We start from the raw sequence: 10,714 nt of genomic DNA on the forward strand, positions 1-10,714 counted from the left end.
GGAGGGCGCCTGTCGACGACGAATAAAGTGCGTATAATCCGCCGCCATGACTCGTACCCAATCCCCCCGTACTCCTAAAAAACGCCGTACTGGCGGTCTGCGCACCTGGTTAGGCTGGGCTTTGAAGCTAAGCCTGGTCGGGCTTGTCGTGCTGGCCGGCTTTGCGATTTACCTCGACGCCGTGGTGCAGGAGAAGTTCTCCGGCAAGCGCTGGACTATTCCGGCCAAGGTTTATGCGCGCCCGCTTGAGCTGTTCGTCGGACAAAAGCTCAGCAAGACCGATTTCCTCACCGAACTCGATGCGCTGGGTTATCGCCGCGAAAGCGTGGCCGGTGGGCCGGGCGCGGCTGCGGTGAATGGCAACACGGTCGACCTCAATACCCGTGGTTTCCAGTTCTATGAAGGCATGGAGCCGGCTCAATCGGTACGCGTGCGGTTTTCCGGTGATTACGTGGCCGGCATGAGCTCACCCACCGGCGCCAAACTCGACGTGGTGCGCATGGAACCGCTGTTGATCGGCGGCCTGTACCCGAAAAACCTTGAAGACCGGATCCTGATCAAGATCGATCAGGTGCCGCCGTATTTGCTCGATACCCTGGTGGCCGTCGAGGACCGCGACTTCTATCACCACTTCGGTGTATCGCCCAAGTCGATTGCTCGGGCGTTCTGGGTCAACGCCTCGTCGGGTCAGATGCGCCAGGGCGGCAGTACCCTGACGCAACAATTGGTCAAAAACTTCTACCTGACCAGCGAACGCAGCCTCAGCCGCAAGCTGAACGAAGCCATGATGGCGCTGCTGCTGGAGCTGCACTACGACAAGCGCGAAATCCTTGAGGCCTACCTCAACGAAGTGTTCGTCGGTCAGGACGGCCAACGAGCAGTGCATGGCTTTGGTCTGGCCAGCCAATTCTTCTTCAGTCAGCCGTTGTCTGAGCTCAAGCTGCATCAAGTGGCCTTGCTGGTGGGTATGGTCAAGGGGCCGTCCTCCTACAACCCGCGACGTTATCCGGAGCGTGCCCTCGAGCGGCGGAACCTGGTGCTCGACCTGCTGGCCGAGCAGGGCGTCGCGACACCTGCCGAAGTCGCCGCAGCGAAGGAGAAGCCGCTGGGCGTCACCAAGCGTGGCAGCCTTGCCGACAGCTCATTCCCGGGCTTCCTGGACCTGGTCAAGCGTCAGCTGCGCCAAGACTATCGCGACGAAGACTTGACCGAGGAAGGCCTGCGAATCTTTACCAGCTTTGACCCGATTCTGCAGATGAAATCGGAAGCAGCCCTCAGCGAAACCTTCAAGCGCCTGGGCACTCGCAAGGGCGCCGATGAAGTGGAAGCGGCGATGGTCGTGACCAACCCGGAGACCGGTGAGGTCCAGGCGCTGATCGGTAGCCGCCAGGCCGGCTATGCGGGTTTCAACCGCGCGATCGATGCCGTGCGGCCGATCGGCTCGCTGATCAAACCGGCGGTATACCTCACTGCGCTGGAAAAACCGAGCCAGTACACCCTGACCAGCTTGGTTCAGGACGAACCGTTTTCGGTCAAGGGCGCTGACGGGCAAGTCTGGAAGCCGCAGAACTATGACCGTCGTCCCCACGGTACGGTTTTCCTGTACCAGGGGCTGGCGCATTCCTACAACCTGTCCACGGCCAGGCTTGGCCTGGAATTGGGCGTGCCGAATGTGCTCAAGACCCTCGGGCGCTTGGGCGTGAGTCGCGAGTGGCCGGCGTTCCCGTCGATGTTGTTGGGGGCTGGCGGCTTGTCGCCGATGGAGGTGGCAACCATGTACCAGACCCTCGCCAATGGTGGCTTTACCACGCCGATGCGCGGTATTCGCAGTGTGTTGACTGCAGAAGGCGAGCCGCTCAAGCGTTATCCATTCCAGATCCAGCAACGCTTCGATCCGGGCTCCATTTACCTGGTGCAGAACGCCATGCAGCGAGTCATGCGCGAAGGTACCGGCAGCTCGGTCTACAACGTACTGCCCAGGTCGCTGAACCTGGCGGGCAAGACCGGTACCAGTAACGATTCACGCGACAGCTGGTTTGCCGGTTTCAGCCAGGATCTGCTGGCCGTGGTCTGGCTCGGTCGCGACGATAACGGTAAAACCCCGTTTACCGGCGCAAGCGGTGCGTTGCAGGTTTGGAGCAGTTTCATGCGCAAGGCCGATCCGCTGCCGTTGGATATGCCGATGCCCGACAACGTGGTTCAGGCCTGGGTCGATGCAAGCACCGGCCAAGGGTCGGATTCCAGTTGCCCGAACGCCGTACAGATGCCGTATATTCGTGGAAGCGAACCTGCGCCCGGCGCCGCCTGTGGCAGTGCGCCGACGCCTGCCGAGGCCGTGATGGACTGGGTCAAGGGCTGGATGAATTAAGAGAAGAGGGTGTGAAGTGAACAAGTGGTTGTTTCCTGCTTTGACTGCGTTGGCGCTGCTCAACGGTTGCGCGAGTGTGCAGCGTGGTTCGATTCCCGTCGTCGACTCGGGCACCGCGGTGTCCAATAGCGAACGCATCCAGGCCAAGCGTAATGTTGCCACTCGGCAGTCCAACGGCAGCGCCCAGCCGCGAGCCGTGCCTCAGGATTCCGGTGTGACCGTGATGGTGCCGCAAGGCGCGGGCTCGACGCCGATCCAGACGTTCCCGGCGTCCACCGGCTCAGCGCCATTCAGTACGGGCCCGATCGACACGACACCGATCAATACCGCGCCCAGCAACACCGCACCGATCAGCACGGGTAGCTATTCGGCGCCTGTGACTGCCCCGAGTGTCAGCGCGCCAACCGGTATTCCGCGTGGCACCGGCGGCGGCCTGTCGGCCGACGAGCAACTGGACGGCCCGGTATTGGCCTTGCTGACCACCGCGCAGAAGCAGCAGAGCGGTGGTGACCTGAACGGTGCTTCGTCGAGTCTTGAGCGCGCTCAGCGAATTGCCCCGCGTGAACCTCAAGTGTTGTACCGCCTGGCACAGGTGCGCCTGGCTCAAGGTGATGGGCCACAGGCGGAGCAATTCGCCCGTCGTGCACTGACCTATGCGAACGGTCGCCCGGACCTGCAGGCAAGCCTGTGGAATACCATCGCCCAGGCCCGTGAGAAGCAAGGTGACTCCGCTGGCGCCGCGCTGGCCCGGCAAAAAGCGCGAGTGAACCTGTAATGGATGCGCGCTTTCCCAAGCTGGCAGATCACTTGCTGCTGATCGAACGCGAGTTGCGTCTGCAAGGCTGGTGGCGCGATGTTCAGCCAAGCGCCGAGGCTCTGGCCAGCGTAGAGCCGTTTGCCGTGGATACACTGGAGTTTGACCAGTGGCTGCAATGGATTTTCCTGCCGCGCATGAAGTCTATTCTGGAGCAGGATCTTCCATTGCCCAATGCGTCAGGAATTCTTGAAATGGCCGAAATGGTCTATCGTGACACCCCGCAGAGCCAAGGCCTGAAGCTGTTGCTCAAGCAATTCGACGAATTGATTACCCAGGCTCGCTAGTCACCATCGCCAGCAGGTCGATTACTCGCAATTCTGCATGATCGCCTGCTGCATCTCTGTAATCCTCGCCTGTCGGTCATCTTCCGACAGGGGACGAACACCGCCTTCGACCTTTTCCCGAACCCTTGGGTTGATCTTCAGCTGCGCCAGGTTGGTCCGCATCCGCTCGCAATACTCATCCAGCCGCGCTTGATCCGCATTGACCTGGGCCCGGACTTTGGCATCGATGGCGCGTTGCTGCGCAGCGCCCTGATTTGCGGGGGGTGACCGGGGTGTGGTGCTTCCGGGCCTGGGCGGGGGAGGCGTATCCAGTTGCACCGCGTCCTGCCCTTGTGGTGGTTGCGCGTCAAAGTGGGTGACGCCTTGTGCATCGACCCATTTATAGACCTGAGCGGCCATCGCCGGGGCGCTCAATGCCAGCAGCCAGCAGGTGGTCAAAGCCAGTAGGTGCATGCAGGGTCCTCCCGTTGTCAGCTGATTCTAAAACTACCACAGCGCAGATCAGGCAAACGTTTTTTTGCGCTAACCTGCGCATTGGATTGAAGAAAGCGTGAATGATGACTTGACTTGCGCAAGCCTAATCACAACAATCCGAAGTCCGCTGTACAGGGACTGCCAGAAGCAGACCCACACAGCAGATCATGAGGCGCACACCCGCGCCGACCTGTAACACCCGCAACGCGTTACCTCGCGCTGGGTGGGAAATCCCCGCAACACCTTGGGGCACTCCCAATACTTGCTCAGTTCAGTGCTGGCGCAGTCGGTAATTTACCGTCGCTCATGCTCTGCTGGCAGTAAACCTATTAAGACCCGTCTCCAGTGGACGGTATTCTGGCGTTTTAGAGGTGAACAACGTGGAGCTTTTATCTGGCGCTGAGATGGTCGTCCGCTTTTTGCGTGACGAAGGCGTTAAGCACATCTATGGGTACCCAGGCGGTGCTCTTCTTCATGTTTACGATGCCTTGTTCAAGGAACCGGAAGTCAGTCACATTCTGGTCCGTCACGAACAAGCAGCGACCCACATGGCTGACGGCTATGCCCGTGCCACGGGCAAGGCTGGCGTCGTTCTGGTGACTTCCGGTCCGGGTGCGACCAATGCCATTACCGGCATTGCGACGGCCTACATGGACTCGATCCCAATGGTAATCCTGTCTGGCCAGGTTCCTAGCACCATGGTCGGTACCGACGCATTCCAGGAAACCGACATGATCGGTATTTCCCGGCCAATCGTGAAGCACAGCTTCATGATCAAACATGCTTCGGAAATTCCTGAAGTCATGAAAAAAGCCTTCTATCTGGCGCAGTCGGGTCGTCCTGGCCCGGTTGTGGTCGATATTCCGAAGGACATGACCAACCCGGCCGAGAAGTTCGAATACGTTTACCCGAAGAAGGTCAAGCTGCGCTCCTACAGCCCTGCCGTTCGTGGCCACTCCGGCCAGATCCGCAAGGCTGCCGAAATGCTGCTTTCGGCCAAGCGCCCGGTGCTGTATGCCGGTGGTGGCGTCATTCTCGGCGGTGGCTCTGCCGCACTGACCGAAATGGCTCAGATGCTGAACCTGCCGGTGACCAACACCTTGATGGGCCTGGGGTCTTACCCGGGCACCGATCGTCAGTTCATCGGCATGCTCGGTATGCACGGCAGCTACACCGCTAACCTGACTATGCACCATGCTGACGTGATCATGGCGGTGGGCGCGCGTTTCGACGACCGCGTGATCAATGGCGCGGCCAAGTTCTGCCCGAACGCTAAAATTATCCACATCGATATCGATCCGGCCTCGATCTCCAAGACCATCAAGGCTGATGTGCCAATCGTCGGCCCGGTCGACAGTGTCCTGACCGAGATGGTTGCTACCCTCAAGGAAATCGGCGAGCAACCTGACAAGGCGGCGATTGATGCCTGGTGGAAGCAGATCGACGAGTGGCGCGGTGACCGCGGCCTGTTCCCGTACGAGAAAGGCGACGGTAGCGTCATCAAGCCTCAGACCGTTATCGAAACCCTGTGCGAAGTGACCAAGGGCGATGCCTTTGTAACCTCCGACGTTGGCCAGCACCAGATGTTCGCGGCGCAGTACTACCGCTTCAACAAGCCCAACCGCTGGATCAACTCTGGTGGCCTGGGCACCATGGGCTTCGGTTTCCCGGCGGCCATGGGCGTGAAGCTGAACTTCCCTGACCAGGACGTTGCCTGTGTTACTGGCGAAGGCAGCATCCAGATGAACATCCAGGAACTGTCGACTTGCTTGCAGTACGACCTGCCCGTCAAGATCGTCAACCTGAACAACGGTGTACTGGGCATGGTTCGCCAGTGGCAGGACATGTCCTATAACAGTCGTCACTCGCACTCGTACATGGAATCGCTGCCTGACTTCGTCAAGCTGGCCGAGGCCTATGGTCATGTGGGTATCCGCATCACCAGCCTCAAGGACTTGAAGCCGAAGCTGGAAGAAGCCTTTGCCATGAAGGATCGTCTGGTGTTCATCGACATCCAGGTTGATAACAGCGAGCACGTCTACCCGATGCAGATCAAAGACGGTTCCATGCGCGACATGTGGTTGAGCAAGACGGAGCGTACCTAATCATGCGGCACATTATTTCCCTGCTGTTGGAAAACGAACCGGGTGCCTTGTCCCGCGTGGTCGGTCTGTTCTCGCAGCGCAACTACAACATCGAAAGCCTGACAGTGGCGCCAACCGAAGACCCGACCCTGTCGCGTCTGACCTTGACCACCGTTGGCCACGATGAGGTGATCGAGCAGATCACCAAGAACCTGAACAAGCTGATCGAAGTGGTCAAGCTGGTAGACCTGTCTGAAAGCGCGCATATCGAGCGCGAGCTGATGCTGGTCAAGGTCAAGGCAACCGGCGCTCAACGTGCAGAGATCAAGCGCACCACCGATATCTATCGGGGCCAGATCGTTGACGTCAGCAGCAGTGTCTACACCGTTCAATTGACCGGTACGAGCGACAAACTGGACAGCTTCATTCAGTCCATCGGCACGGCAGCCATTCTTGAAACAGTCCGCAGTGGCGTCACCGGCATTGCCCGTGGCGACAAAGTGCTGAGCATCTAAACCAAATTAGCGAATGGCCTGATGGGCCAGGAAAAACAGGGGTATTTCATGAAAGTTTATTACGAAAAAGACTGCGACCTTTCGATCATCCAGGGCAAAAAAGTTGCCATCATCGGTTACGGTTCCCAGGGCCACGCCCAGGCGTGCAACCTGAAAGACTCCGGTGTTGATGTCACTGTCGGTCTGCGTAAAGGTTCGGCGACTGTTGCCAAGGCAGAGGCTCACGGCCTGAAAGTTGCTGAAGTAGCCGCTGCTGTCGCCGGTGCTGACCTGGTCATGATCCTGACCCCGGATGAGTTCCAGTCCCAGCTGTACAAGAACGAAATCGAGCCGAACATCAAGAAGGGCGCTACTCTGGCCTTCTCCCACGGCTTCGCTATCCACTACAACCAGGTCGTACCGCGTGCTGACCTCGACGTGATCATGATCGCGCCGAAAGCTCCAGGCCACACCGTGCGCTCCGAGTTCGTCAAGGGCGGCGGTATCCCTGACCTGATCGCGATCTACCAGGACGCTTCGGGCAACGCCAAAAACGTTGCACTGTCCTACGCTTCGGGCGTTGGTGGCGGTCGTACCGGCATCATCGAAACCACCTTCAAGGACGAGACTGAAACCGACCTGTTCGGCGAACAAGCTGTTCTGTGTGGTGGTACCGTCGAGCTGGTCAAAGCTGGTTTCGAAACTCTGGTTGAAGCTGGCTACGCGCCGGAAATGGCCTACTTCGAATGCCTGCACGAACTGAAGCTGATCGTTGACCTCATGTACGAAGGCGGTATCGCCAACATGAACTACTCGATCTCCAACAACGCCGAATACGGCGAGTACGTGACCGGTCCTGAAGTCATCAACGCTGAATCCCGTCAGGCCATGCGCAACGCTCTGAAGCGCATCCAGGACGGCGAATACGCGAAGATGTTCATCAGCGAAGGTGCTACTGGCTACCCATCGATGACCGCCAAGCGTCGCAACAACGCCGCTCACGGCATCGAAGTCATCGGCGAGCAACTGCGCTCGATGATGCCTTGGATCGCAGCAAACAAAATCGTCGACAAGGCCAAGAACTGAGTCTTGCCTTGATGCGATGAAAACGCGGCTTCGGCCGCGTTTTTTCGTTTAAGGGGTCAGCTTCTGGTATAAAGCCGTATCGTTGTGGTCTGACGGCGAACCCTCGTCGCAGGCACCTGTCAAAAAACTTTCCAAACCGTTGCAAGGTAAAGTCCATGAGCGAACGTCCCGAAGAGCCGAACCAGGCCTCTGACGCCGAAAGCCTGCTACCGATCGATGAACATGTCGAAGAAGGGCGCGATGCCGAAGGACGTAAAGTCCGGCACCGCGGCATTTACCTTCTGCCAAACCTCTTCACCACTGCCAACCTGTTTGCTGGTTTCTATTCCATCATCAACTCGATGAGCGCTCAGGCTGCCCTGGGGGCGGGTGATGCGCGTGAGGCAAGCAAGTATTTCGCCGTTGCCGCTATCGCCATTTTCGTGGCCATGGTGCTCGATGGCCTTGACGGTCGCGTGGCGCGCATGACCAACACGCAAAGCGCATTTGGTGCCGAATACGATTCGCTGTCCGACATGGTCGCCTTTGGTGTAGCGCCGGCGTTGCTGGCATTCAGCTGGGCGTTGGGTGACATGGGCAAGGTTGGCTGGATGGTTGCCTTCATTTATGTCGCGGGCGCTGCGTTGCGGCTGGCGCGTTTCAATACCCAGGTTGGCACCGCTGACAAGCGTTTCTTCATCGGCCTGGCAAGCCCGGCAGCCGCAGGTGTAGTGGCGGGTACCGTGTGGGCATTCAGTGACTACGGCATTCTTGGCTCGACGATGTCCTTCCTCGTTGCCCTCCTGGTGGCGGCGGCAGGCATGCTGATGGTCAGCAACATAAAATACAACAGCTTCAAGGAGCTTGACCTGAAGGGACGTGTGCCTTTCGTGGCAATCCTTGCGGTCGTGCTGGTGTTCGCGGTTGTGTTCAGTGATCCACCACGCATTCTGCTGCTGATTTTCCTCGCTTACGCAGCATCGGGGCCGGTGCAGTACCTCTTGCGCATGCGCCGCAAGAAGACTGTCGTATGATGTAATTTCCCCCGGGCTCCGTAGTCTATTGATGCATCAGACATCCAATGCTACGGAGTCACCATGCTGATCAAGCTGCCCAGGACCAGCGACTGCAAAGAGTCGCAGGTCACTCCCGAGTCTCTCTATCTATCGCGTCGCGCCATTTTGGGCGGTTCCCTGGCGACCCTTGCTTTTGCTGGGGCGCCGCGTTGGGCTGCTGCGGCTGACGCTGCTCGCTACCCGGATGTCGAGCCTGGCTCCGCTCCATCCTGGTTTTCCAGCAAGCTGCCCAATACCCGATGGGGGGCGGTGACGGTGCAAGGGGAGTCCATCACCCCCTTCAAGGATGCGACCCACTACAACAACTTCTATGAATTCGGTGCTGACAAGGGTGACCCGGCTAAAAATGCCGGTAGCTTGAAAACAGAGCCGTGGTCCGTCGTGATCGATGGTGAAGTAGCCAAGCCTGGGCGCTATGCCCTGGAAGACTTCATGAAACCCTATCAACTGGAGGAGCGGATCTACCGGCTGCGCTGTGTCGAAGCCTGGTCGATGGTCATTCCCTGGATAGGTTTCCCCATTTCTGCGTTACTCAAGCAAGTCGAACCAACGTCCAAGGCCAGGTACATCCGCTTCGAAACCCTGCAAGACCCGAAGAGCATGCCCGGTCAGCGCTCGGGTTTTGCGCTGATAGACTGGCCATACGTTGAAGGCTTGCGGCTGGATGAGGCCATGCACCCGTTGGCCATTCTCGCGGTGGGGATGTATGGTCGGGAGCTGCCTAACCAGAATGGCGCGCCGTTGCGATTGGTGGTGCCGTGGAAGTATGGCTTCAAGAGCATCAAGTCCATCGTGCGGATCAGTCTGGTGAGCGAGCAACCTAAAACCACTTGGCAGGCCATAGCGCCGGATGAGTATGGCTTTTATGCCAACGTCAATCCGACGGTGGATCATCCCCGCTGGACTCAGGCTCGCGAAAGGCGTCTCCCTAGTGGGCTGTTCAGTCCGAATGTCCGTGAGACGCAGATGTTCAATGGCTATGCGGGGGAGGTGGCCTCCCTGTACGACGGTCTTGACCTGCGGAAGAACTATTGATGCGTTATCCGTTCTGGCGAATTGGCGTCTTCATCGCTGCATCTATATGGCCGCTGCTCTGGTTGTATCAGGCGTGGATCTTCGCCTTGGGGCCAGACCCAGGAAAGATCCTGGTGGACCGCCTTGGGTTGGGCACTCTGATCCTTCTTCTTGTTACCTTGTGCATGACCCCCTTGCAGCGCCTGACGGGCTGGCCGGGCTGGATTGCAGTGCGGCGCCAGTTAGGGTTGTGGTGTTTTGCCTATGTGGTCTTGCACATGACTGCCTATGCCATCTTCATTCTGGGGCTGGATTGGGGGCAATTGGGTGTCGAGTTGCGCAAGCGGCCATACATTATTGTCGGCAGTATCGCGTTTCTTTGTCTTTTCGCGTTGGCGGTGACCTCCAATCGTTACAGTCAGCGCCGTCTGGGGGCGCGCTGGAAGAAACTGCACCGCCTTGTTTATGGGGTGCTTGGGCTGGGTCTTCTGCATTTCCTCTGGATCGTGCGGGCTGACCTTAAAGAATGGGCGGTTTATGCGGCTATTGGGTGTTTTCTGGTGGTGTTGCGTTTACCGCCGGTGGCCAGGCGAATTCCCAGGCTTATGAGCAAAAAACGGGTGTCTGTAACAAAAGTTTAAAGAAGGCCTTGACGCGCGTGCTCAGCTCTCTATAATTCGATCCACTTCCGGCGCAGTTGAAACGGAAAACTCCTTGAGATTCAAAGAGTTAACCGAAGTAGAGGATTTGGAAGTGTTTCGATCTTAAAGTCGAAAGCGGTGAAAAAGGTGGTTGACAGCGGTTTTAAACGCTGTAGAATTCGCCTCCCGCTAACGAGAGATCGAAGCGAGCCAAGTGTTTGAAGTTGTTAGAGAATCTCTGAAAAAACTTCAAAATAAACGCTTGACAGACACAGAGGAAAGCGTAGAATGCGCGCCTCGGTTGAGACGAAAGACTCTCAGCCAACCGCTCTTTAACAACTGAATCAAGCAATTCGTGTGGGTGCTTGTGAAATCAGACTGATTGTCAAAAAGATTA

The 10,714-nt window shown here is 58.0% G+C and carries 10 protein-coding genes; 9 read left to right on the plus strand and 1 reads right to left on the minus strand.

The features are described 5' to 3' along the window. Nucleotides 1-46: 46 nt before the first annotated feature. The 3 genes from mrcB to GUY40_RS25390 are packed head-to-tail and all read left to right on the plus strand — an operon-like array spanning nt 47 to nt 3,469. Complete coding sequence (mrcB, locus tag GUY40_RS25380) at nt 47-2,368, plus strand: penicillin-binding protein 1B (RefSeq protein ID WP_166571658.1); 2,322 nt, start codon at nt 47-49, stop codon at nt 2,366-2,368. A gap of 16 nt (nt 2,369-2,384) precedes the next feature. Further along, the gene (locus tag GUY40_RS25385; protein WP_166571659.1) at nt 2,385-3,143 is read left to right on the plus strand and encodes a tetratricopeptide repeat protein; all 759 of its coding nucleotides are present in this window, start codon (nt 2,385-2,387) and stop codon (nt 3,141-3,143) included. After that, entirely contained in the window at nt 3,143-3,469 is a 327-nt protein-coding gene (locus GUY40_RS25390; protein WP_166571660.1) for a YqcC family protein, read from the plus strand. The genes GUY40_RS25385 and GUY40_RS25390 overlap by 1 nt, the downstream gene beginning before the upstream one ends. 21 nt (nt 3,470-3,490) lie before the next feature. Here GUY40_RS25390 and GUY40_RS25395 read toward each other — a convergent pair whose 3' ends face one another. After that, a complete protein-coding gene (locus GUY40_RS25395) occupies nt 3,491-3,922 on the minus strand; it encodes a DUF4124 domain-containing protein (protein WP_166571661.1) in 432 nt (143 codons plus the stop codon). Nucleotides 3,923-4,323: 401 nt separating this feature from the next. Between GUY40_RS25395 and GUY40_RS25400 the strand changes: the two genes are divergently transcribed. The 6 genes from GUY40_RS25400 (at nt 4,324) to msrQ (ending at nt 10,317) form a co-directional block, all read left to right on the plus strand. Then, complete coding sequence (locus tag GUY40_RS25400) at nt 4,324-6,048, plus strand: acetolactate synthase 3 large subunit (protein WP_166571662.1); 1,725 nt, start codon at nt 4,324-4,326, stop codon at nt 6,046-6,048. Nucleotides 6,049-6,050: 2 nt separating this feature from the next. Then, complete coding sequence (gene ilvN / locus GUY40_RS25405) at nt 6,051-6,542, plus strand: acetolactate synthase small subunit (RefSeq protein ID WP_166571663.1); 492 nt, start codon at nt 6,051-6,053, stop codon at nt 6,540-6,542. Between the two features lie 48 nt (nt 6,543-6,590). After that, complete coding sequence (ilvC, locus tag GUY40_RS25410; RefSeq protein WP_166571664.1) at nt 6,591-7,607, plus strand: ketol-acid reductoisomerase; 1,017 nt, start codon at nt 6,591-6,593, stop codon at nt 7,605-7,607. A 155-nt stretch (nt 7,608-7,762) separates the two neighbouring features. Beyond that, nucleotides 7,763-8,620, plus strand: a complete 858-nt coding sequence (gene pssA, locus GUY40_RS25415; RefSeq protein WP_166571665.1) for a CDP-diacylglycerol--serine O-phosphatidyltransferase — start codon at nt 7,763-7,765, stop codon at nt 8,618-8,620. Between the two features lie 63 nt (nt 8,621-8,683). Continuing rightward, a complete protein-coding gene (gene msrP / locus GUY40_RS25420; protein WP_166571666.1) occupies nt 8,684-9,697 on the plus strand; it encodes a protein-methionine-sulfoxide reductase catalytic subunit MsrP in 1,014 nt (337 codons plus the stop codon). Next, a complete protein-coding gene (msrQ, locus tag GUY40_RS25425; protein WP_166571667.1) occupies nt 9,697-10,317 on the plus strand; it encodes a protein-methionine-sulfoxide reductase heme-binding subunit MsrQ in 621 nt (206 codons plus the stop codon). The genes msrP and msrQ overlap by 1 nt, the downstream gene beginning before the upstream one ends. Nucleotides 10,318-10,714 lie beyond the last annotated feature (397 nt).

Source organism: Pseudomonas sp. R5(2019), assembly GCF_009905435.1.
GTDB lineage: Bacteria > Pseudomonadota > Gammaproteobacteria > Pseudomonadales > Pseudomonadaceae > Aquipseudomonas.